At 66.2% G+C, this 20,018-nt stretch carries 17 protein-coding genes, 1 tRNA gene and 3 pseudogenes; 4 read left to right on the top strand and 17 right to left on the bottom strand.

Annotated elements, in window-relative coordinates; all coding sequences use genetic code 11:
• The 4 genes from ACOQPP_RS00175 to ACOQPP_RS00160 form a co-directional block, all read right to left on the bottom strand.
• On the bottom strand, positions 1-2,808 hold the full coding sequence (locus tag ACOQPP_RS00175) for a TonB-dependent receptor (RefSeq protein ID WP_419167053.1): 2,808 nt from the start codon (positions 2,806-2,808) through the stop codon (positions 1-3).
• A gap of 17 nt (positions 2,809-2,825) precedes the next feature.
• On the bottom strand, positions 2,826-4,124 hold the full coding sequence (locus ACOQPP_RS00170; RefSeq protein ID WP_419167052.1) for a hypothetical protein: 1,299 nt from the start codon (positions 4,122-4,124) through the stop codon (positions 2,826-2,828).
• A gap of 509 nt (positions 4,125-4,633) precedes the next feature.
• Positions 4,634-4,909 (bottom strand): hypothetical protein, encoded by a 276-nt coding sequence (locus ACOQPP_RS00165; protein WP_419167051.1) that lies wholly within the window; start codon positions 4,907-4,909, stop codon positions 4,634-4,636.
• A gap of 58 nt (positions 4,910-4,967) precedes the next feature.
• Positions 4,968-5,570, bottom strand: coding sequence for a TlpA family protein disulfide reductase (locus ACOQPP_RS00160; RefSeq protein ID WP_419167175.1), 603 nt, complete (start codon positions 5,568-5,570; stop codon positions 4,968-4,970).
• A 330-nt stretch (positions 5,571-5,900) separates the two neighbouring features.
• Here ACOQPP_RS00160 and ACOQPP_RS00155 point away from each other — a divergent pair, with 330 nt between their 5' ends.
• The 3 genes and pseudogenes from ACOQPP_RS00155 to ACOQPP_RS00145 all read left to right on the top strand — a co-directional run bounded on the left by ACOQPP_RS00155 (position 5,901) and on the right by ACOQPP_RS00145 (position 6,952).
• On the top strand, positions 5,901-6,506 hold the full coding sequence (locus ACOQPP_RS00155) for a hypothetical protein (RefSeq protein ID WP_419167050.1): 606 nt from the start codon (positions 5,901-5,903) through the stop codon (positions 6,504-6,506).
• 114 nt (positions 6,507-6,620) lie between these two features.
• A pseudogene (locus ACOQPP_RS00150) lies at positions 6,621-6,773 on the top strand (integrase core domain-containing protein); the annotation flags it as partial.
• Positions 6,770-6,952 (top strand): hypothetical protein, encoded by a 183-nt coding sequence (locus ACOQPP_RS00145; protein ID WP_419167049.1) that lies wholly within the window; start codon positions 6,770-6,772, stop codon positions 6,950-6,952. The pseudogene ACOQPP_RS00150 and the gene ACOQPP_RS00145, both read left to right, overlap by 4 nt.
• 13 nt (positions 6,953-6,965) lie before the next feature.
• Here ACOQPP_RS00145 and ACOQPP_RS00140 read toward each other — a convergent pair whose 3' ends face one another.
• From ACOQPP_RS00140 to ACOQPP_RS00085, 12 genes and pseudogenes are all read right to left on the bottom strand, one after another.
• Positions 6,966-7,472 carry a hypothetical protein gene (locus ACOQPP_RS00140; RefSeq protein ID WP_419167048.1) on the bottom strand — a complete coding sequence of 169 codons (507 nt, stop codon included), beginning with the start codon at positions 7,470-7,472 and terminating at the stop codon, positions 6,966-6,968.
• A gap of 51 nt (positions 7,473-7,523) precedes the next feature.
• Positions 7,524-8,742 (bottom strand): annotated as a pseudogene (locus ACOQPP_RS00135) (IS256 family transposase).
• Between the two features lie 99 nt (positions 8,743-8,841).
• Positions 8,842-9,021 (bottom strand): annotated as a pseudogene (locus ACOQPP_RS00130) (carboxypeptidase regulatory-like domain-containing protein); the annotation flags it as partial.
• A gap of 249 nt (positions 9,022-9,270) precedes the next feature.
• Positions 9,271-9,591, bottom strand: coding sequence for a hypothetical protein (locus tag ACOQPP_RS00125; RefSeq protein WP_419167047.1), 321 nt, complete (start codon positions 9,589-9,591; stop codon positions 9,271-9,273).
• Positions 9,592-9,755: 164 nt separating this feature from the next.
• Positions 9,756-10,040, bottom strand: coding sequence for a hypothetical protein (locus ACOQPP_RS00120; protein WP_419167046.1), 285 nt, complete (start codon positions 10,038-10,040; stop codon positions 9,756-9,758).
• A 737-nt stretch (positions 10,041-10,777) separates the two neighbouring features.
• Positions 10,778-11,332, bottom strand: a complete 555-nt coding sequence (locus ACOQPP_RS00115) for a carboxypeptidase-like regulatory domain-containing protein (RefSeq protein ID WP_419167045.1) — start codon at positions 11,330-11,332, stop codon at positions 10,778-10,780.
• Between the two features lie 17 nt (positions 11,333-11,349).
• Positions 11,350-12,432, bottom strand: a complete 1,083-nt coding sequence (locus tag ACOQPP_RS00110; RefSeq protein ID WP_419167044.1) for a hypothetical protein — start codon at positions 12,430-12,432, stop codon at positions 11,350-11,352.
• Between the two features lie 157 nt (positions 12,433-12,589).
• Positions 12,590-13,906, bottom strand: a complete 1,317-nt coding sequence (locus ACOQPP_RS00105; RefSeq protein ID WP_420635574.1) for a hypothetical protein — start codon at positions 13,904-13,906, stop codon at positions 12,590-12,592.
• A 968-nt stretch (positions 13,907-14,874) separates the two neighbouring features.
• Positions 14,875-16,392, bottom strand: a complete 1,518-nt coding sequence (locus tag ACOQPP_RS00100; protein ID WP_420635961.1) for an IS1380 family transposase — start codon at positions 16,390-16,392, stop codon at positions 14,875-14,877.
• Positions 16,393-16,502: 110 nt separating this feature from the next.
• Positions 16,503-16,874 (bottom strand): hypothetical protein, encoded by a 372-nt coding sequence (locus tag ACOQPP_RS00095; protein WP_419167041.1) that lies wholly within the window; start codon positions 16,872-16,874, stop codon positions 16,503-16,505.
• Positions 16,875-16,943: 69 nt separating this feature from the next.
• Complete coding sequence (locus ACOQPP_RS00090) at positions 16,944-17,714, bottom strand: helix-turn-helix domain-containing protein (RefSeq protein ID WP_419167040.1); 771 nt, start codon at positions 17,712-17,714, stop codon at positions 16,944-16,946.
• Between the two features lie 155 nt (positions 17,715-17,869).
• The gene (locus ACOQPP_RS00085) at positions 17,870-19,075 is read right to left on the bottom strand and encodes a 2,3-bisphosphoglycerate-independent phosphoglycerate mutase (protein WP_419167039.1); all 1,206 of its coding nucleotides are present in this window, start codon (positions 19,073-19,075) and stop codon (positions 17,870-17,872) included.
• 92 nt (positions 19,076-19,167) lie between these two features.
• Here ACOQPP_RS00085 and ACOQPP_RS00080 point away from each other — a divergent pair, with 92 nt between their 5' ends.
• A complete protein-coding gene (locus tag ACOQPP_RS00080; protein WP_419167038.1) occupies positions 19,168-19,542 on the top strand; it encodes an ATP-binding cassette domain-containing protein in 375 nt (124 codons plus the stop codon).
• Between the two features lie 389 nt (positions 19,543-19,931).
• On the opposite strand, the gene ACOQPP_RS00075 is transcribed toward ACOQPP_RS00080, so the two are convergent.
• A tRNA-Gly gene (locus ACOQPP_RS00075) sits at positions 19,932-20,005 on the bottom strand.
• Positions 20,006-20,018: the final 13 nt, after the last annotated feature.

Here is a 20,018-nt window from a genome sequence, read left to right as displayed (position 1 = left end):
CTATCCGCCTCCGCCCAGAGCCGGAAAGACGCCATGGAGAGGAAGCAGCACCTCGAGTCCGAACTGTACGTCCGGATACGGCCGTGGGCGCACGTCCGGCGAGCCCACGGCCCCACGGCGGTCGAACGCGTTGAAGAACCAGAGGTTGACCTGTCCATTGAGGGGCAGAGTCTTGGAGACCTGAAAGCTCAGCATCCAATCGGCCGGGCTGGCCCGCAGCCTCCAGGCCCTCCCCGCCCTCGGGACCCGCAGATCCTGATACTCCGGCAGACCGCGGTCCGCCACCGGGACCCGCACCAGTTCGCCCCGTCGCGTGATGTAGCCGGCGAAAGCCAGACTGTCGTGTGCGGCCTCGTCAACGAACTCATCGGTGATGTTGTGTTGAATCGTCGCAGTGAGAACCAGGCCCAGCTCCGGCTGATGGTGGATCATCCGGTACGTGACCATCGCCCGCTTCCCGAACTCGAGCGCGGGATCGAAGAACGGATGCCGCTCGTCCCGTTCATGGATCTGAAACGCTCCGAACCCCCCTCCGAAATCGAGCGCGTTCTTGATCTGCTCGGTCTCCACCAGCGCGCCCGTGACCAGCGCCCGGGTGCGAAGCGCTCGAAGCTCGGGGAGCGCCGCGATCAGTTCGATCCCACGGTTCGTCTGCTCGACGATGTTCCGGGGATGATGGATGAGGATCGGTATCGTGTCCGCGTGGGTCGCGGGTTCGATGATCCCCGGCTTGATCCCGTTGCCGATGATCGAGTCGGTGAGCGCAAACGACTCGCGGAGCAGGATGTCGGTCTCCGGGACGCTCCCGACCCCGCCCCGGATACGGTCGCGGAAGGCCACCAGGGAGATCTCGGCTCCGCCGACGCTCAGTTCGAAACCGGCCTCGGCCTTCGTGGCCCGGACCCAGCCCAGATCGGCGCCGGTCGGGTGGCGGATGAACGTCGTGAGCACGGCCAGACGCTCGGCAGGGTCGTTCGTGAACTGATTGACGTTGATGAGATCGTAGTACTTCGGTCCGGGGAAGAGACGGCTGAGGGTGGGGGCCTTGGCCACGCGGCCCCAGTTTCCCTTGAGCCGCAGCCACGGAACGGGAGCGAGTTCGACCGTCATCCGGGGCTGGAGGAACGCGTCGCGAACGCCGTCGAACCACGTCGCGCCCTCGTGAAGGAGGTCCAGCCTGAGCCCGCCCTGAAGCTGGACCGTGCTCTGGCCACCGAGCCCCACGGTGACGCGGTCGTCCACGTACCAGCCGCTCATGACCAGGTCGCCTATGTCCTCGTAACTGCGGGGCCGAGTCCAGCCGCGGACGCCGGTGAAGGTCATGTACGGCGGACGGGTGATGTCGAAGAACCTGCCTCGCCCCGAGTTCCATTCCCGGCGGGGTTCGACGCCCACGCGGATCCGGTGGTCGGTAGAGAACAGATCGCTCCGGGTCTCCAGTTCGAGCCGCCCGAAGAAGAGACGAGGTCCACCGTCGACCTCCACATCCGCGACGTAGGGACCCAGAACGAAGGACCCCTCCTGCCGGCCCTCCGTGAGCCGAGTCGTAACCGGCAGCGCCCCGCGCACCAACTCGTTGTGGGCTTCGGAATCCTGCTCGAATACCGTGATGGACCCGGTGAACGAGAGGCGCGTATCCTCTCCGAGCCAGAGCCTCGCCCGCTCGGATGCCCGGATCCCCCGATCCCGGACTTTCGAGCTGGCGTCGTTGCGGATATTCGGGTCCTCGGGCCGGTCGTCAAAGAGCTGAAAGACGTCCAGTCGCGTGTCGAACGTCAGTTTCTGCTGCCCGAGTCCCGTCGCGTCCGGCGATCTCGGGCCTCCGAAGGCGAGCCTGTGGGAGAGCTGGCCCGCCACCCGGACCGCCTCGTCATCGGCGATCCCGGGCCGGCTTCTCGTGCGCGCCATGTCGAGCGCAAGGGTGAAGTTCTGTCGTTCACTACCGAACCCGGTTCCCCACAGGAACGTCCCCTCGAGCGTCTCGGCATCGAACTGTCCGGCGATCTCCGGCGGCACCTCGCCCGCACGCGTGTCGACCACGACGGCCCCCTGCGTCAGGTCTCCGTAGCGGACCGAGGGGAGTCCGCGGATGACCTCCACGCGCTCGAGCGTGTTCGCCGGAATCTTGCGCAGATCGATCCCGCCCCCTGCGGATGTCGTGAAACCGACTCCGGCTCCGGACCCCAGCGATTGCAGGTTCGCGTTGTTGGAGACGGGGATGCCGTCCAGGATGATCACCGTGCCGAAACTCGCGAGATCGTTGGAGCCAATGCCCCCGGACCCCGAGGTCGCCGCGGAACGCAGGGCGAATTGCTGAACGCCTCCGAGCCCCGGCGGTTCGAGCGGCACGCCCGGGAGGAGTTCGAGGATCCCGGCCAGCGAAGTGGCGGTCTGATTCTGGATCGCCTCCAGATCGATGACGCTGGCCGTGGCCAGTTCTCCGCGAGCCCGGCTTACCGGATCCACGGTCACCGAGAGGCCCTCCAGTTCGATGGCCCGCGTCGCCACCTCAAGGTCCCGGAAGAGAACTGCGCCCGGTGCGAAGGTGAGTGGGACACGCAGGTCCGCAAATCCGATTCGGCGGACGCGTACGACCTGCGGGCCCGGCGGGATGTCGACGAGCCGATAGGCGCCGGTGGAATCGCTGAGAGTGGCGAGATCGGATCCCTCGATACTCACAATGGCGCCGTCGACCGGCCGCCCTGTCGAGGACTCCAGCACGCGGCCCGAAATGGTCCCGTTCTGTGCGTGCAGCGCGGTCGAGAAAGGCAGCAGACCAAGCAGAATCGCGAGCGACCCCGCTGCCATGATCGACCAGCGTCGAACTACCAGTGGACGAACCCCGGTGTCAGATCGGCCAGCACGAAGTCCACGGCGCTCGTGTTCGAATTGCTCAGGATGTCCCGTCCTCCCTCGCTCCGGAGCCCCTGCCGCTGAAAGGACAGGCGTGCTTCCTCCAACCCCAGTCCGATCGTGTGGAATCCGCCTTCGTAGCGTTCGAAGTCCGGGTGTATCAGCGGCACGCAGACGGGGCGTCTACGTTCCAGGTCCGGGTACACGGAGGCCCGGCCCACAACGTCCAGTATCAGGTCGCGGGGTACCCGCACGTAATCCCGGCTACCCAGGTCCCGGTACATGACGGGAAGCTCGCGAGGATCGAATGGTTCGGCGAGGAAGGACCCGATCTTCCACGGCGTGAGGATTATGGATCCAAACAGCGTCACATGCGACGTCAACCCGACATCTATCATATTGGGAACTGCGGGATTGTCCGCCGCCCGTATGGCACGGATCTCGAAGTCCGCGCCGGACAGGTCCGGGAGATCGGGGTGGACCGGCGTATGATCGATCGCCGACATGGCGACGAGTCTGGTCTCCCCGGGCCCGATCGGGTACTCGCCTCCCGCTCCCGGAAACGCGAGCATCGCCAACGAGTAGACCCCCAGCGGATCGGTCCGCACGTCCTGGCTGTGCGCGCAATGCCCGTGGATGTTGTCCTGGCCGCTCACCGTCGCGCCGAAGACCATTCCGTCCAGGAACAGGGTGCGGTCGGAGTTGTTGTACACCTCGAAGTAGTCGGCGTCGCTGTAGCTGCCGCCCACCTCCCAGGACGGCGGGCTCCAGTTGCTTATTTCGCTGATCACGAGCGAGCCGGGCACATCCGACGACAACTCGAGTTCGAGCGACTGCTCGCCCCTCCCCCCGATCTCGGTCGTGATCCCGTCGCCGAAACTCCGGATCGGAAGCTCCGCGGCCGATGCCTCCCCCGCGGTCATGAATCGGCCCGCGTACACCCGATACAGCCCCGGGAGCAGATCCGCGATCCGCGCCTGACCGCTCGCATCCGTCCGGAGGCGGACCCAGTCCGCGGTCCCGCTCCGGAGGAGATTGACTTCAGCACCCGGCACGCCGCGCCCCCATCCCAGGGCCGACGCGAGCGACGCATCAGACGGCTGAAGACGCACGTGCACGGTCAAGACCGCCAAGGGGATCCCCGGCTGTTCCGGCTCTCTCCCGGTGATGTCCCGCTCGGTGCCGCAGGCCGCGAGCGCGATCGTGACGAGTACAAGCACCAGGGCACGGCTTGGGCGGGGCCCCTTCGTGATTCCCTCTTCAACGGGCATGTTGGTCTCCTTAGCCGCGCAGAACCATGGCCTCAACATATGGCGCGGTCGTAGGCGTCGCCCACCGGACCCATGGACTGCGCGATGCCCCGACTCGCGGCAGCACCTCCCCGAAGGCGAACGAGGTGTACTGCGAGCCTTGATCGGAATGGAGCACGCGCGCCCGTCGGGACGGCGGCCAGCGAGGGGCCATCGCCGGCGCGGCCTCAACCAGCGCCGATCCGCATAGTGCGTCGCCATGGCCCAGCCGACGACGCAGCGGCCCCAGGCGTTGAGCACGTACGTGATGTTGGCCACCCGGAACTACTAGCGGTGGTCACGCTACGGGTCCTTCATGTTCTGTGCCGCAGGCTTCGACTCCCAGCAATGGCATGATGAGATCAAACCCCGCCATGAGGCTTAAGCGGGGCCTGATCGCAATGTTCCCGCTTCTAGTGTCACGCTCCGGTCACCAGCACCACACGGTTGTTACCTCTCTGCGAACAGCCAAACCCGAGCTGGCCCTCGGATCACCAAAGGCAGCTGCAGCAGTGTTGGCACCCGTTCTTGTCCTTCGCGCCCATGTTGAGGCAACCGCCGCCGAAGTAGTAGCCGAGGTCTGTGCATTCCTCCCAGCACGTGGTGTTGATATACGAAGGACAACAGCCGAGATCCTCGTCGTACGCGCCGCAGTAGTCGCCAGAAACACGGGTCGACCCGAACGCCTGGCTGGCTCCGAAGCCGATCCCGCCCACGACGAAGAGCACGAGGAGAGCGGTGAGACAGCGCTGAACTAGTCGAGACATTGTGAACCTCCTTGGGGTGTGAGGAATACCATACCGCCTGCGGCTAACGTCCGCTGTGCTACCTGGCCGCAGGCACTTCACCAACTTCACCAACGCTTGGGACTTCCAAGGGTCTTTCCGGCGACTCGAGGATGGGCTGATCCAGCACGGCACGAACCGAGTCGACAAACACCTGGCTGGCAAACTGGCCCCTGCGCACGTAAGCCACCCTGCCGTCCGGCTCGATGACCATCGTGAGCGGGACCGTCGTCACACGGAACAGTCGCACGAACCGGGGGTCGTCCAATTCGACCACCGGATATCTCAGGTCGTGGTCGCTGCGGTACGCCGTTACGAGGTGCGTCGAATCCAGCGCGACGCCGACGGCTGTGACATCGTCCCGGGAATCCGCGAGATCGGTGAGAGCGTTCCACGTGGGGACAGAGTTGACGCAGTACGGGCACGTCGTATTGAAGAACAACAACACCTGTCTCGTGCCAGCATCAGGCTGCCCGAGGCGGACGGCTTCCCCGGCACTTGAGACGGTCTCGTAGATCGGGACGTAGAGTCCAGCGCGAGGATTCCGTGCCCGGTCGAAGAGCCGTCGCTCTCGCTCCTCGGCCGCCTGCTTGCCCTGGGCGACGCGCACGAGCAACCCGACAGATACGACGATCGTCAACATCAAGACCGCTTGGATCCACCGAGTCCGACTGGTTCCGCTCATGTCTCTCCAACGTGCCAAGATTCATGGGGCTGCGACTCTTACTTTTCTTTCGACGCTGCCCTTAAAGAATAAGGACGCTGTACCGCGCGGGGCTAGACGCAATACCGATGAGTTCTGTTACGATATCGATGAGTGGCACCGGCTCGGCGCAAATCGGGGACACGCCGTCGCCTCGCGGTCTCATGCTCGGCTGTCGGGACCGTTGAGGAGCGGCCGCCCCCCCCCCTCTCTGCCAACACGCGCGAGACACGAGAGGAGAAAGAGATTAGAGTAGGGCGGGAAGCGCTCTTGAGCGCGGCCGGGGATCTGGCCGGGCATGTGGGCGTACGCGCGGCGTGCGAGGCCCTCGGGGTCGCGCGCGCCACGTTCTACCATCGCCGGAGGCCGGAGACCGGTCAGCGGCGGCCCCGGCCGGCTCCCGCCCGGGCCCTGGACGCGGCGGAGCGGGCGGAGCTCTTCCGCGTGCCGTGCTCGCCGCGCTTCGCCGACCGCGCTCCCGCGGAAGTCTACGCGACGCTGCTGGACGAAGGCGTCTACCTCTGCTCGGAGCGGACGATGTACCGGATCCTGGCCGAGAACCGGGCGGTCCGGGAGCGCCGGGCGCAGCGCAGCCATCCGAACCACCCGAAGCCCGAGGTGGTGGCGCGTGCGCGCAACGAGGTGTGGTCCTGGGACATCACGCGGCTCCTCGGGCCGGAGAAGTGGGCGTTACTTCTACCTGTACGTGATCCTGGACATCTTCAGCCGCTACGTCACGGGCTGGATGGTGGCGGAGCGGGAGACCGCGGGCTTGGCCGGGCACCTGCTCGCAGAGACGTGCCCAAGCAGAGACGTGCCCAAGCAGGGGGCGGCCCCGGGTGCTCACGCTGCACTCGGACAGGGGCGCTCCCATGACGGCCAAGTGCACGGCGCAGCTGCTGACCGACCTGGGCGTCACGCAGTCGCTGGGCCGCCCCAGGATCTCGAACGACAAACCCGTACTCGGAGGCGCAGTTCAAGACCGTCAAGTACCACCCCGGTTTCCCGGGCCGGTTCGGCTGCATCGAGGAGGCGAAGGACTTCTGCCGCACGTTTTTCCAGTGGTACAACACCGAGCACCGGCACGGCGGCATCGGCCTGCTCACGCCCGAACAGGTCCACCTCGGCCGCGCGCCGGAGTGATCGAGCACCGCCGGAACGTCCTCGCCGCAGCCTACGCCGCCCGCCCCGACCGCTTCGTCGGCGGCCCGCCGAGCGCCCTGGAACTCCCGGCCGAGGTGTGGATCAACCGCACGATCCCCGTCAGGGAAGCCGGTGAACCGGAGCCCGCAGACTGGGGAAAGGAGGCCTCACTAAACTGAAACGTCACATGTCTCAAATTCGTTGGCAGGTTCCGCCCTCAAAATCAGACATGAACCTCGCCAGGAGTTCCCCATGAGGGGTCTCCGCAAGTTCCTTTAGCGTGCTTCCGGACCATTTCTTCGATTTGCGGTGCAGGGTCGTTCGTGTGAATCCCAGACGCCGGCCCACAGCTTCCCAGGGGCGGGCGGAGGTTCGCAGCTGATGAGCTCGCAAGATCACGAGGGTACCCAGAAACAGCCGGAGGTCGACCTTCACTTGGTGATACTCGCCCGGAATTCCTGCGAAAGCGTGACGGGGGAGCGTCGAAGGGCCGCGGCCAACTCCGTCACGCTTCGAACTGGCAGGCTGGTCGCTGAGCGAAGGCCGTACGCCAGAGAGGATCCCGGCCAGCGAAGTGGCGGTCTGATTCTGGATCGCCTCCAGATCGATGACGCTGGCCATGGCCAGCTCTCCGCGGGCCCGGCTTACCGGATCCACGGTCACCGAGAGGCCCTCCAGTTCGATGGCCCGCGTCGCCATCTCCAGGTCCCGATAGAAAACGAGGTCGGGTCAATAGGTGTGTAAACGTCATCAGGCGGCGATCCTCTCCCGACCTTCGGGGACGGGCTTTCCGTCCTCGAACCTCCTCCCCTCGTACACCTCCCCCAGCAAGTGGGGAGCGGTGAGCTTCCCGGACCGCTTCTCGGCCACCAGCAGCAGCAGCCAGATCAGCGCCGTGGCGTTGTCGCCCCGCTTGAACCGCTTCGCGGCCGTCGTGCGGAGCCGGACCGAGGCGAACGGGCTCTCCACGACGTTGGTCGTCCTCAGGTGCCGCCAGTGCTTCTCCGGAAAGTCGTAGAAGGCCGTCATCCGGTCCCAGTCGTCCTCGAGCACGGCCACCGCCTTGGACTGCGCATCCGCGTAGCGGTCGGCGAACGCGTCGCGAGCCTCCTTCGCCGCCGCCCGCAGCATCTCCCTCGCCGCGGCCTGCTCACGCTTCGGCAGCCGGTCCGGCACGCCCAACGTCTTGTGGTTCCAGCACCGCTGCTCGGCCGCCAGAGGCCACACCTCCCGCGCCGCGCCCCGGATGCCCAGGTTCCCGTCGGCCACCAGGAGCTTCGGAGTCCCGAGCCCCCGCGCCTTGAGGTCCCTCAGCACCGCCGCCCACGACTCGACCGACTCGCGGTAGCCCGGCGTGACCGCCAGCACCTCCTTCGTCCCGTCGCTCATGGCGCCGATCACCACCAACAGCGCCGCCTTGTCCCGCTCCAGGCCCGCCTTCACGTAGATCCCGTCCGCCCACGCGTACACCAGCTCACGGTCTCCCAGAGGCCGCCGGCTCCACGCCTCGTGCTCCGCCGTCCACCTCGCCCCGAGCCGCCTCACCGAGGACTTCGACAGCGGCGCCCCGTCGCCCAACAGCCCCCGCAAGGCCAACTCGAAGTCGCCCTCGGCCAGCCCGTGCGGGTACAGCTCCGGGATCAGCTCGCCCACCTCCCGCGTCCGGCGCGCGAACAACGGCAGCACCCGGCTCTCGAACCGTTCCTCCAAGCCCCTGACCCGAGGCCGCCTGACCTCGATCGTCCCCGAACTCGTGGCCGGACGCCGCGGCTTCCCGTACCCGTTCCGGTAGCCCGGAGGCGCGTCCACCGCCGCACGCCGCTCCGACTTCACCCGGCCCAAGAGCTCCGTCACCTCCTCCCCGGCGCCGCCTGGATCAGACCGCGCATCTCCTCCCGAACCCACACCCCGGCATCTCCCACACCGGCCCGCTGGACTTCTCCGGCCTCTCCCGCGTATCGTGCCCCATGAGGCGACGTCCTTTCTCCGGGTCTCACCCCGGATCCGCTGTGATAGGTCAGCTGAAAGGTACGTCGCCTCGCTTTTTACACACCTTTTGTTCCTACCTCTAGAAAACCTCGTCCGGGGTGAAGGTGAGTGAGACGCGCAGGTCCGCGAATCCGATTCGGCGGACGCGTATGACCTGCGGGCCCGGCGGGATGTCGACGAGCCGATAGGCGCCGGTGGAATCGCTGAGGGTGGCGAGATCGGACCCCTCGATACTCACAATGGCGCCGTCGACCGGCCGCCCTGTAGAGGACTTCCAGCACGCGGCCCGAGATGGTCCCGTTCTGTGCGTGTAATGCGGTCGACAGCAACATCAGGTCAAGCAGAAGCACCAGCGGAGTGACCCCCGCGAGCCGCGAGTGCCGCACTACAACCAGAGGACCAGCCCCCGCATCGGATCGGAAATCGGGAAGTCCACCGTGCTTGGGTTCAAAGTTGGCCTGGGATGAAGCCGCTCTCCGAGGGCGCGAGTGACCTTATACGTTACCATTCAGAAGAGGCAGGTGCAGCAGTATTCGCACGGGGGCGGTTTATTCTCATCGTCGTCATCGTCGTCATCGTCGTCATCATTGTCATCGTCGATTGGATCGAACGGCATGCATGCGCCGCCCCAGTAGCCAAGGTCCACGCAACTCTCGAAGCAAGAGTATCCGGTATGCGGAGGGCAACAGCCGAGATCACTCTCGTACGCGCCGCAGTAGTCGTCAGTGAGACGCACCGACCCGGACGCCTGGCTTGCTCCGAAGCCGATCCCGACCACGACAAACAGTACGAAAAGGACGATCAGGCAACGCTGGATTCGTCGAGACATCTTGTGTCCTCCTTGTGGTGTTCAGATCAATCATGCCGCCTGTGGCGGCGGACAACACCCCTGTGCCACCCGGCCGTCGACAGCGCATCAACATTGGGCAACCTCACCCGTCGTTCTCGCGAGCCCGGGATGCCTCCAGCCTTGCTCAACGGCGGGAGTATGAACTACCGCCAGAGCGCCATTCCCGGCGTCAGGTCGGCCAGCACGAAGTCCACCGCACTCGTGTTTGAATTGCTCAGGATGTCCCGCCCTCCCTCCCCCCGGAGTACGCGGCGCTGAAAGGACAACCGTGATTCGTCCAAGCCGATGGCGAGCCCGTAGAACCCGCCTTCATAGCGCTCGAAGTCCCGGTGTAGCAGCGGCACACAGGCTGGGCGTTCGCGTTCCAGGTCTGGGTTCACGGAGGCACGACCGACCACATCCAGAAGCAACTCGCGGGGGACCCGCACGTAGTCTCGAGACATAGTTGACGCAGTACGGGCACGTCGTATTGAAGAACAACAACACCTGTCTCGTGCCAGCATCAGGCTGCCCGAGGCGCACGGCTTCCCCCGCACTGGAGGTGGCCTCGTAGATCGGGACGTGGATGCCAGCGCGAGGATTCTGCGTCCGGTCAAAGAGTCGTTGCTCTCGCGCCTCGGCCGCCTGCTTGCCTTGGGCGACGCGCACGAGCAGCCCGACAGATACGACGATCGTAAACATCAAGACCGCTTGGATCCACCGAGTCCGACTGGTTCCGCTCATGTCTCTCCAACGTGCCAAGATTCATGGGGCTGCGACTCTTACTTTTCTTTCGACGCTGCCCTTAAAGAATAAGGACGCTGTACCGCGCGGGGCTAGGCGCAATACCGATGAGTTCTGTTACGATATCGATGAGTGGCACCGGCTCGGCGCAAATCGGGGACACGCCGTCGCCTCGCGGTCTTATGCTCGGCTGTCGGGACCGTTGAGGAGCGGCCGTTCAAAGTCGGAAACGAACCTCGCCAGGAGTTCCTCGTGAGGGGTTTCTGCAAGTTCCTTGAGAGTGACGCCAGGCCATTTCTTCGATTTGCGGTGCAGGGTCGTTCGTGTGAACCCCAGACGCCGACCCACAGCTTCCCAGGGGCGGCCGGAGGCCCGAAGCTGGTGAGCCCGCAGGATCACGAGGGCATCCAGGAACGGGCGGAGGTTGAATTCGCCCGTGACACTAGCGCGGAATTCCTGCGAAAGCGTGACGGGGGAGCGTCAAAGGACGGCGGCCAACTGTGTCACGCTGCGAATTGGCAGGCTGGTCGCCGAGCGAAGGCTGTATGCCAGAGAGGATCCCGGCCAGCGAAGTGGCGGTCTGATTCTGGATCGCCTCCAGATCGATGACGCTGGCCGTGGCCAGTTCTCCGCGAGCCCGGCCTACGGGGTCCACGGTCACCGAGAGGCCCTCCAGTTCGATGGCCCGCGTCGCCACCTCCAGGTCCCGGAAGAGAACTGCACCCGGCGCGAAGGTGAGTGGGACGCGCAGGTCCGCGAATCCGATCCTGCGGACGCGTACGACCTGCGGGCCCGGCGGGATGTCGACGAGCCGATAGGCGCCGGTGGAATCGCTGAGGGTGGCGAGATCGGACCCCTCGATACTCACAATGGCGCCGTCGACCGGTCGGCCTGTCGAGGATTCCAGAACGCGGCCCGAAATGGTCCCGTCTTGTGCGTGCAGCGCGGTCGAGAAAGGCAGCAGACCAAGCAGAATCGCGAGCAACCCCGCTGCCATGATCGACCAGCGTCGAACTACCAGTGGACGAACCCCGGAGTCAGATCGGCCAGGACGAAGTCCACGGCGCTCGTGTTCGAATTGCTCAGGATGTCCCGTCCTCCCTCGCTCCGGAGCCCCTGCCGCTGAAAGGACAGGCGTGCTTCCTCCAACCCCAGTCCGATCGTGTGGAATCCGCCTTCGTAGCGTTCGAAGTCCGGGTGTATCAGCGGCACGCAGACGGGGCGTCTACGTTCCAGGTCCGGGTACACGGAGGCCCGGCCCACCACGTCCAGTATCAGGTCGCGGGGTACCCGCACGTAATCCCGGCTACCCAGGTCCCGGTACATGACGGGAAGCTCGCGAGGATCGAATGGTTCGGCGAGGAAGGACCCGATCTTCCACGGCGTGAGGATTATGGATCCAAACGGCGTCATGTGCGACGACAACCCGACATCGATCATATTGGGAACTGCGGGATTGTCCGCCGCCCGTATGGCACGGATCTCGAAGTCCGCGCCGGACAGGTCCGGGAGATCGGGGTGGACCGGCGTATGATCGATCGCCGACATGGCGACGAGTCTGGTCTCCCCGGGCCCGATCGGGTACTCGCCTCCCGCTCCCGGAAACGCGAGCATCGCCAACGAGTAGACCCCCAGCGGATCGGTCCGCACGTCCTGGCTGTGCGCGCAATGCCCGTGGATGTTGTCCTGGCCGCTCACCGTCGCGCCGAAGACCATTCCGTCCAGGAACAGGGTGCGGTCGGAGTTGTTGTACACCTCGAAGTAGTCGGCGTCGCTGTAGGTGCCGCCCACCTCCCACGACGGCGGGCTCCAGTTGCTTATTTCGCTGATCACGAGCGAGCCGGGCACATCCGACGACAACTCGAGTTCGAGCGACTGCTCGCCCCTCCCCCCGATCTCGGTCGTGATCCCGTCGCCGAAGCTCCGGATCGGAAGCTCCGTGGCCGATGCCTCCCCCGCGGTCATGAATCGACCCGCGTACACCCGATACAGCCCCGGGAGCAGATCTACGACCCGAGCCTGACCGCTCGCGTCCGTCCTGCGGCGGACCCAGTCCGCCGTCCCGCTCCTTAGCAGGCTTACCTCGGTGCCCGGCACCCCGCTCTCCCAGCCGAGTGCCGACGCGAGCGACGCGTCGGACGGCTGTAGGCGTACTTGGATGGTGAGCGACGCCAGAGGGATCCCCGGCTCTCCCGGCTCTCGCCCGGTGACGTCCCGCTCGGTGCCGCAGGCCGCACCGTGAGGGCGCGAGCGACTACGGCCATAGTGGAACCCCCGGCGTCAGATCGGCCAGCACGAAGTCCACGGCGCTCGTGTTCGAGTTGCTCAGGATGTCCCGCCCCCCTTCGCTTCGGAGTACCCGCCGCTGAAAGGACAGGCGCCGGTCCTCCGCTCCCAGGGCAATCGTGTAGAATCCGCCCGGGTAGCGATCGAAATCCGGATGTAGCAGCGGCACGCAGGGCGGGCTCTCGCGTTGGAGGTCTGCTAGTACCTGGGCTCGACCGACCACGTCCAGCAGCAGGTCGCGGGGGATCCGCTGGTAACTTTGGCCCGCGAAGTCCCGGTACATGATGGGAAGCTCGCCAGGATCCAGGGGCCGGGCAACGAAAAAACCGACATTCCCCGCAAGCAGATCGCTGAGCGCAGCGCCCCCTAGCCGCGTTACGAAGGGCCGCAGCCCCACATCGATCATGTCCGGCACCGCGGGATTGTCCGCAGCCCGCGCCCCGCGGATCTCGAAATCCGCGTGGGAAAGATCGGGGAGCTCGGGGTGGACCGCCGTATGATCGATCGCCGACATGGCGACCAGTCTGCTCTCCCCGGGTCCGATCGGGTACTCGCCGCCCGCTCCCGGCCACTGGAGTAGCGCTAGCGAGTATACCCCCAGCGAATCGGAGCGCACGGCCTGACTGTGTGCACAGTGTCCGAAGATGTTGTCATCGCCTCTTACCGTCGCGCCGAAGACCATTCCGTCCAGGAACAGGGTGCGGGCGGAGTTGTTGTAGACTTCGAAGTAATGGTGGTCGGTGTAGGACCCCCCCACTTCCCAAGACGGCGGGCCCCAGCCGCTTATCTCGCTGATGACCAGCGAGCCGGGCACATCCGACGACAACTCGAACTCCAGCGATTGTTCGCCTCTGTCCGCGAGCTCGGTGGTGATCCCGTCGCCGAAGCTCCGGATCGGAAGCTCGGCGGCCGATGCCTCCGCCTGCGTCAGGATCCGGCCCGCGTACACCAGATACAGCCCGGACAGCAGATCGACCGCTCGCGCTCGACCGGTCCGGTCCGTCCTCAGGCGAATCCAGTCTTCGGTCCCATTCCTGAGAAGATTCACCTCCGCGCCCGGCACGCCGCTCTCCCAGTCCAGTGCTGAGGCAAGCGCCGTGTCGGACGGCTGAAGGCGCACATGAACGGTCAAGACCGCCAAGGGGATCCCCGGCTGGTCCGGCTCTCTCCCGGTGATGCCCCGCTCGGTCCCGCAGGCCGCCAGACCGAGCATGATTAGAGCAAGTCCCACCGAAACGCTCAGGTGGGCGTGGGACCTGCCCGCGATCCACTCGTCCTCTGTCATAATCAATGGCCGCACGCAGAATCCACTTCACCTCTAGGCCCAATGCGGGATGCCGCAGGCAGCAATCCCCCCCCGGCGCGATGAGAACAAGCCCCCACCGCAAAGGTTCACGTGGGGCTTTGCTCACCAGCCGTCGTCACCTGTCGATGCACGTGCAGCACTCTTCTTGGCAATCGTATCGGTTCACTGGGTCCCAGCGCAAGCAATAGCCGCCGAGGGCATAACCGAGTTGCCAGCAAGTCCAATAGCAGTAGCCGTCGCTAATGGGAGGGCAACAACCGAGATCCTCCTCCAATTCGCCGCAGTAAACGGAAACGCGGGCCGACCCGAACGCCTCGCTGGCTCCGAAGCCGATCCCGCCCACGACGAAGAGTACGAAGAGCGCGGTAAGACAGCGGCGGGCTAGTCGAGACATTTTTTTACCTCCCTGGAGTGTGAGGAAATCATACCGCCTGCGGCTATCTGGCCGCAGGCACTGCACCAACGCTGGGGACTTCGAACGGTTGCCCCGGCGACTCGAGGACAGGCCGGTCCAGCACGGCTCGGACCGAGTCCACGAACGTCTGGCTGGCAAACTGGCCCCTGCGCGCGTAGGCCACCCTGCCGTCGGGCTCGATGACCATCGTGAGCGGGACTGTCGTTATGCGGAATAGCCTCACGAACCGGGGGTCGTGTAGTTCGACCACCGGGTACTTCAGGTCATGGTCACTCCGGTACGCCGCTACGAGGTGCGTCGAGTCTAATCCTAAAACAAGCGAGTAGCGCTGGCGAGGCATCATTATGACGTTGGGTGGCGGATTATGGGCCGAAGAGTCTGCCGGGAAGCCGTTTTTGGGTGGGGCCGAGGCGGGGATGCGGGGTTCTTCGCTCGGCGGGCGGGGCTTGAGGGGGCGTGATTTGGCGCCGGGAGACACCGGTCCCGGCGTTGTCCTCGGAAGAGCGAAGGAGTGTGAGAGCCGGGGGTGGCGTCAGCCGAAGCCGGTCCTCTCGATCGTGCGCCAGACGCTGAACAGGCGGTCGGTGGTGGGCTGCCAGCCGATGATCCGGAGCGTGGTCCGCCGGGCCCGGCGGATGACCTGGCAGGGCACGAGGATCATCTCGCGGACGAAGCGCCTGAACTCCATGGCGACGTACCTCCGGCGGTCGGCCTTCAGGTGCATCATCATGGCCAGGAAGCTCTTCAGGTTCCACGCCAGCGCCGCCATCACCATGTAGGCCCAGTTGCTCACCAGGTCGTAGACCGGCACCCGGAGCGCGTTCACCCCGTTCTTGAGCTGCTCGATCACGTTCTCCCGGTCGCAGCGGGCGTTGGCCAGCCGGACGACCTCCGCCGCGCCCAGGTCCCTCCGGGTGGTGATGTGGAAGAAGTAGCGGATCTCGTCGACCAGGGCGAGCTCGCCCTTCATCTTGCCGGTGTTCTTGCGCACGACCACCATCCGGTACGTCCCGCGGCACTTGGCCGGCCGGTAGTCGTACTCGGCCACGTCCTCGAAGTTGAGCCGCTTGTTCACGTAACCGCGCTCGCGCACGATCCGTCCCTTCACGTCCTCCCGCTTGCTCCGCGTCTTCCCCGTCCGGGACGTGTGGCGCGGCTTGCGCTTCAGAGGCTTCCAGTCCTCCTCTTCCAGCGCCTCGGCCCGCTCGATGATCGCTGGCTGCGCGTCATAGCCGAAGATGAAGTCCGCCCGCTCGCTCCAGCGGTCGAAGTTGACGGTCAGCGAGAAGTCCGTGTCCCCGCGCACGCACACCCTGGGAACATGCGGCGAGACGAGGGCGAGGGCCTTGTCGATCCACGCCGCCGCGCCCCGGTGGCTCACCGCGTTGCCCGGCCGGTTCACCAAGTAGAGCACCTCGCCCGTGTTGGCCAGCGACACGACCAGCGGGTGGTAGCCCCACACCCCCTTGTAGGACTGGTCCATGCCCGCCTTCTTCTTCCCCAGCGTGGGCGCCAGCGTCCCGTCCACGTCCACGTAAGCCACCGGCCCCAGCAGATCCCGGCCCCGGCCCCGCCATAGCTTGGGCCCGGCCGCGTTGACGCACTCCATGAGCTCGATCACGCCGGACTCGGAGAAGCGCCGCGTGAAGTCGCCCGCCGCCGTCGGGCTCGGGATCAACTCCGCGCCCAGCGCATCCATGTAGGCCGCGTCGTGGCGCAGGCCGCCCAGGTCCTCCAGCCGCGCGCCCCCGCACAGCAGGTTGTAGGCGATGTTCAGCACGTGGTCGGACTCGTGGTACGGCAGGTGCCGCTTCAGAAGCTCCAGGTGCCGGTCCATCTCCCGCGCCAGCCCCAGCTTCGACACCAGGCGCCGCACCGCGCCGATGCCGCCGTAGCTCATCGCGCTCGTCCGCGCCCCGATCTCGTAGTGGACCGCGCCCGCCGAGAACACGGGCTTCGCCCGCGCCCGCCGGCGTCCCGCCTTACAGTGCCGCGCCTTCACCTTCCGCTTCCGCCGGGCACTGTTCCCGCGGCTCTGGCCGTGCGACATTCTCTTCACCGGAAAGGCCTCCTGGTTGGGACCGGGCGTCCGCGCCCGAATCCGCTAACTACAATCAGGATACGTCTTTCCGGTATTCTTTAACAGGGGTCCGCGACGAATCACGCTTGTCTTGGGTCTAGTGCGACCCCGATGGCCGTGACATCGTCCCGGGAATCCGCGAGATCGGTGAGCGCATTCCACGTGGGGACGGAGTTGAGACAGTACGGACACGTCGTATTGAAGAAGAGCAGCACCTGTCTCGTGCCCGGTTCGGGCTGCCCCAAGCGCACGGCTTCCCCCGCACTGGAGGTGGCCTCGTAGATCGGGACGTGGATGCCAGCGCGAGGATTCTGCGTCCGGTCAAAGAGTCGTTGCTCTCGCTCCTCGGCCGCCTGCTTGCCTTGGGCGACGCGCACGAGCAGCCCGACAGATATGACGACCGTAATCATCAGGACCGCTTGGATCCACCGAGTGTGACGGGTCTCGTTCATACCCTCCAATTGAAACACTGCTGATGCAGCGGCACAGGTCGGAATCGAGCAGATTTGTCGCAGAATCGCTCAACCTTGTCCCATACATGCGCTCAGCAGCGGCCGAACGAGATCGGCAACGAAGCGTGCCATAAGTTGAGCGCGGGGTACCTGTTGGAGTTGCTGAAGCGTGCTTCCGGGCCACCGCCTCGACTTGCGGTGCAGCGTCTGGCGCACGAATCCCAAGCGCTGACTCACGGCCTCCCAGCCGAGGCCGGAGGTGCGCAACTCGTGGGCCCTCACGATCACGAGGGCGCTCAGGAGCTGGCTCAATGTCGCTCGCGTAGCGACACTCTCCCGGAACTGCCGAGACAGCGTGGCGGGGGAGTAGGAAACGGCCCCTGCCAGATCCTTCACGCTGCAAAACGGTACGTCGGTTGCCGCACGCAGGCTGTGCGGCAACGCTGAACGGAGGGCGGCAGGCAGCTTCGATTCCTGAACTTGGTCAGCCAGCCGGAACAGGGGGACGGTTCGGAGCGCCGCGTCGATCCGGGCTGGGAGTTCGATCAACTCATCGAACCAAAGGAGGTCCGACACTCGCGTGTCGCGCAACTGGCGGGCGACCTCGGGATCGGGATCCGTGACGAGGATGACGGGAACCCCAAGCGTTTTCCGTCCGATCTCCCGCAGGAGTCCGATCTTCCTCGTCGGAATGGGCTGGCGGCAACCCAGAATCAGACACTCAGCGTGTCCATCGCCATTCGTGAACTCGTCGGCACCCTGCGCGGTTTTCGCTTTGCCGTCGACTGCTGCCGCGATCCGCCTCGCGTCGTCCGGTGAATCTGCAAGAATCTTGATCATCCGGAGCCTCCGCCAACCGTCCTTGATGCACCTCCCTACCCTTTATAGCCCGCCCGAGCATCAAACTTCGTTCGGACTCGATGGGCGGTGGGACCGAAGGACGGCGTCGGAATCGCCGAGAACCCGCTCGGGCTGTACGGATTCGGGCGTTCGGGCTAGGCTCCGAACTTCGCGAGGCGACCGGCGCTGGCGGCGGCGAGGCGCATGAGGTCGCAGCCGCGGACGCGGCCGTGGGCACCGGTGCGGCAGGCGGTCTCGCCGAATGAGGTGGCGGCGTCGCTGCGGGCCGGGTCGCCATGGATGAGGAAGGGAACGGGGTGCCAGCTATGGCTGCGCATGATCGACGGGGTGGAGTGGTCCCCGGTCACGAGGATGACGTCGGGCCCGGCGTCCACGAGATCCGGCACGATGGCGTCGGCCTCCTCGATGGCGGCTACCTTGCGGTCGAAGTCGCCGTCTTCTCCGGCCTTGTCGGGAGGCTTGAAGTGGAGGAAGAAGAAATCGTGCTCGGCGAGCCGCGCCCGCAGCGCGTCGACGAGCGGGGGCGCGCCGGCAGGGGCCGTCCACGCGTCCATGCCGACGAGGCGCGCGACGCCGCAGTACCTGGAGTACGCGGCGGCGGCGGCGGCCCGCATCCCGAACACGTTCTCGAACAGCGGCCAGTCGGGCTGGCTAGAGACGCCGCGCAGGAGCGCCATGTTCGCCTGCGGCTGGCCCGCGAGCCGCTCGGCGGCGGCCGCGATCCACGCCTCCAGGAGCCGCGCCGTAGGCTCGGACTCGGCGTTGAGCGCCATGGGGGCGCGGGGAGGCTGGCCCGTCTGCCCCGAGTCGGTGTCGTCCACGGCGTCGCTCGAAGCGACTTCGGGGTGGAGCACGAGGACGAAACGGTGCTCCTTCACGTGACGGACGGAACATTGGGCGCCGTCCAGTTCGATGCCGTTGAGCCGAGCGGCCAGGGGGGCGGCTTCCTCGCTCGAGATGCGGCCCGCGCGGCGGTCGGTCACCCGGCCCCGGGCGTCGAGGGTGCAGAAGTTGGCGCGCACGGCGATGTCGCCCGGTCCGAGCGGGAAATCGATGCCGAGGGCTTCGAGCACACCGCAGCCGGTCTCGTACACGAGGGGGTCGTAGCCGAACAGCGCCAGGTGGCCGGGGCCGCTGCCCGGCGTGATGCCCGGCGCAACGGGGTCGTGGAGGCCGCACGTCCCGGCGCGGGCGAGTTCGTCGAGGTGTGGCGTGCGGGCGGCCTCGAGTTCGGTCGGCCCCCCGGGCTCGCGCGGCAGCCCGCCCAGCCCGTCGAGCACGTAGAGCAGCACCTTGCCGCCCCCGCCTCCGGCGAGACGGGAGATCCGGTCGAGTTCCATGCGGCGGAACGTATGAGCGCCCCCCGCAGTCGGCCAACAGCGCGCGGGTGGGCGGCGCCTGGTCTGGCGGCACGCGGCCGGCGGGCGGCCCTGTGAGCCTCGCGGTCGCGGCGGAGGGCGTCACTCGGCGCTTCGGGCGGCGCTGGGCGCTGCGCGGGGTCGATCTCGCCGTGCCCCGCGGCGCGGTCGTCGCACTGCTCGGCGCGAACGGGACGGGCAAGACGACCCTGCTCCGTGTGATCTCGACGCTGCTCAAGCCGACGGCGGGCCGGATCGAGATCCTCGGTCACGCCCCGGCCACGGCCGATGGCTTGCACACGGGAACGGACGTTCCGCACGGCCTTTGGCTCGATCTCATGCACCAGCGCGGTGCTACCCTCCTCAATGCCCACCAGATGGACATGGTTCCGCTCTCCGAGGACATCCGCCAACCTCGCCAGGTACTGGGCGAGACGCGCCATCGGTAGCGTATGCGGCGTGAACGCGTCGATCGTGAACCGATACTCCGCCCCTTCGCGGGTCGGCCGTTGTTCCTCGCGTTCCGGCGTTTCCAGACTCACGCTCGCTTCATGTTTGCACGTTACGTTTGCTGAGAATACCGCAGCATCGGGTCAGAGTATACGCAAGAAACGAAGATCGGGTCCAGAAAACCGCGGGAATGTTCCCGCGCGGCATGTGGATCCGCGACCGCTGGCGCGGTCAGCGAAGGGGCATGCCAAACTGCGGCACGTTGACCGGGCCGGAGGCGCCCGGATTTGGCTACGACCGCCTTCGGCGGCCCGCCTAATCCGGGGGGCGACTTGGCGGACCAGGGGTCTTAACAGTACGCTCGGCCAACATGACCAAGCGGACCAATCGGGGCGCCCGAATTTGAACCGGGGACCTCAACCTTGGCAAGGTTGCGCTCTCCCAGACTGAGCTACGGCCCTCCGAAAGACACGAC

It is taken from the genome of Candidatus Palauibacter sp., assembly GCF_965222475.1.
Lineage (GTDB): Bacteria > Gemmatimonadota > Gemmatimonadetes > Palauibacterales > Palauibacteraceae > Palauibacter.
The sequence above is the reverse complement of the archived record's forward strand: the minus strand, read 5'-3'. Positions and strand labels throughout refer to the sequence as shown.

What these genes read in the sequence shown, in the direction of transcription:
- ACOQPP_RS00125 (WP_419167047.1), bottom strand. Translation starts at nt 9,591, where the DNA reads ATGTCTCGACGAATCCAGCGTTGCCTGATCGTCCTTTTCGTACTGTTT.
- ACOQPP_RS00085 (WP_419167039.1), bottom strand. Translation starts at nt 19,075, where the DNA reads ATGGAACTCGACCGGATCTCCCGTCTCGCCGGAGGCGGGGGCGGCAAG.
- ACOQPP_RS00140 (WP_419167048.1), bottom strand. Translation starts at nt 7,472, where the DNA reads ATGGCGACGCGGGCCATCGAACTGGAGGGCCTCTCGGTGACCGTGGAT.
- ACOQPP_RS00160 (WP_419167175.1), bottom strand. Translation starts at nt 5,570, where the DNA reads ATGTTGACGATCGTCGTATCTGTCGGGTTGCTCGTGCGCGTCGCCCAG.
- ACOQPP_RS00100 (WP_420635961.1), bottom strand. Translation starts at nt 16,392, where the DNA reads ATGTCGCACGGCCAGAGCCGCGGGAACAGTGCCCGGCGGAAGCGGAAG.
- ACOQPP_RS00165 (WP_419167051.1), bottom strand. Translation starts at nt 4,909, where the DNA reads ATGTCTCGACTAGTTCAGCGCTGTCTCACCGCTCTCCTCGTGCTCTTC.
- ACOQPP_RS00105 (WP_420635574.1), bottom strand. Translation starts at nt 13,906, where the DNA reads ATGACAGAGGACGAGTGGATCGCGGGCAGGTCCCACGCCCACCTGAGC.
- ACOQPP_RS00175 (WP_419167053.1), bottom strand. Translation starts at nt 2,808, where the DNA reads ATGGCAGCGGGGTCGCTCGCGATTCTGCTTGGTCTGCTGCCTTTCTCG.
- ACOQPP_RS00095 (WP_419167041.1), bottom strand. Translation starts at nt 16,874, where the DNA reads ATGAACGAGACCCGTCACACTCGGTGGATCCAAGCGGTCCTGATGATT.
- ACOQPP_RS00090 (WP_419167040.1), bottom strand. Translation starts at nt 17,714, where the DNA reads ATGATCAAGATTCTTGCAGATTCACCGGACGACGCGAGGCGGATCGCG.
- ACOQPP_RS00170 (WP_419167052.1), bottom strand. Translation starts at nt 4,124, where the DNA reads ATGCCCGTTGAAGAGGGAATCACGAAGGGGCCCCGCCCAAGCCGTGCC.
- ACOQPP_RS00115 (WP_419167045.1), bottom strand. Translation starts at nt 11,332, where the DNA reads ATGGCAGCGGGGTTGCTCGCGATTCTGCTTGGTCTGCTGCCTTTCTCG.